The 1,564-nt window shown below is 48.5% G+C and carries 2 protein-coding genes; one reads left to right on the top strand and one right to left on the bottom strand.

The window, feature by feature from the left end; all coding sequences use genetic code 11:
• Window positions 1-575 (top strand): ABC transporter ATP-binding protein (locus JF818_RS02680; RefSeq protein WP_198890447.1); only part of this gene is annotated, 575 nt, incomplete at its 5' end.
• Here JF818_RS02680 and JF818_RS02675 read toward each other — a convergent pair.
• Complete coding sequence (locus JF818_RS02675) at window positions 548-1,492, bottom strand: DMT family transporter (protein WP_198890446.1); 945 nt, start codon at window positions 1,490-1,492, stop codon at window positions 548-550. The genes JF818_RS02680 and JF818_RS02675 overlap by 28 nt on opposite strands.
• Window positions 1,493-1,564: the final 72 nt, after the last annotated feature.

Below are 1,564 nucleotides of genomic sequence, written 5' to 3'. Positions count from 1 at the left end.
TCTACGATCTTGCGGATGGAAAAATTCGTTATGATGGCATCAACATCAACAAGATATGCAAGGCTGACCTACGTCGTTCCTTGGGGGTGGTACTGCAGGATGTACATCTGTTCAGTGGAACGGTCATGGACAATATTCGCTACGGTAACCTGGAAGCAAGTGATGATGAGGTGATCAAGGCAGCAAAACTGGCCAATGCAGACTCCTTCATCGCACACCTTCCACAAGGGTATCAAACCCAGCTCAGTGGAGATGGGTCCACCCTCTCACAAGGACAGCGACAGCTTATCTCCATCGCACGTGCCATTGTAGCAGACCCCCCAGTATTGGTACTTGATGAGGCAACAAGCAGCATCGATACGCATACAGAGGAGGTAGTCCAGAAAGGGATGGATGCCTTGATGGAAGGCAGGACTGTCTTTGTGATTGCCCATCGTCTTTCAACCATCCACAACGCCGATCTTATCATGGTGTTGCAAATGGGAGAGATCATCGAGAAGGGAACCCACGCTGAACTTATGGCACTTAAGGGTCAGTACTACCGTCTCTATACCGGTGTTTTTGAACTGGAGTAGGTTACCAGGACAATACCTGCTACCACCAAGGGGAGCGCCAAAAGATACTGCAAACGGAAAATGGACTCCCCTAAAAGCAGTGCAGAGAGGAATGTGCCTACCACGGGTATAAGAAAGTTGAAGACAGTGATGGAACTGACCTTGTTGTGCTTGAGTAGGGTCGTCCAGATAGAGAAGGCAACAGCACTTAGGGATGCCATATAGAGTAGCAGAACATATCCACCAAGACTGCTGGTGGGAAAGCTTGCTCCCTGTGACAACGCTAGCGCGAGTAAGATAAGACCACCAAGGAAGAGCTGCATGCTGGTAAGCAGCACCGGATCAATTTTCCTGCTTACCCGTTTACTGTACAGCGCACTTGCACTGGTAAGGAAAGCAGCAATTACCACAAATCCCTCCCCTTTCAAAGAAAATGTAATTCCTAGATTGGGCTCAAAGTTGACCATGACCACCGAGATAAATCCCAATAGGATACCCAGTCCCTTCCTCAAGCTGATATGGTCATTTGTATATACCCAGTGTGCAAGCAATGCACTGAAGAAGACAGAGGATGAGTTCAGGATCGAACTCTTAGCTCCTGTGGTGTATGATACCCCAATGTAGAAAAAGGCATAGTGGATGGTGGTCTGTAACAAGCCAAGCATAAGTATCTGCAGCCAAGCCTTGCCATCCAAGGACTTGAATCGTTGTTTCTCACCTTGCTGGAAATATCTGAAGAATAGTACCAGGAGTCCGGCAAAGGTAAAACGCAGCCCTGCAAATGCCATTTTTGCAGCCGTATCATCGGGACCAACGAGAAACAACTCGTATCCCAACTTTATGGAAGGATAGGCACTCCCCCAAAGCATTGCACAGAGACTTGCAAGCAATGAGGCGATCAGGGGACGGCTCAATGGAGATGGTTTCAATGGTTGCATGGGGGAAGCTCCTTAATGAAGGTTGCCAGTTCCTGCAGCGAACCGGTACGGTAACCGGCAATATCCTTGTTC

Origin of the sequence: Sphaerochaeta sp. S2, from assembly GCF_016406725.1 — a bacterium.
GTDB lineage: Bacteria > Spirochaetota > Spirochaetia > Sphaerochaetales > Sphaerochaetaceae > Sphaerochaeta.
This window is presented reverse-complemented; position numbering and strand designations above follow the sequence as displayed.

What these genes read in the sequence shown, in the direction of transcription:
- JF818_RS02675 (WP_198890446.1), bottom strand. Translation starts at nt 1,492, where the DNA reads ATGCAACCATTGAAACCATCTCCATTGAGCCGTCCCCTGATCGCCTCA.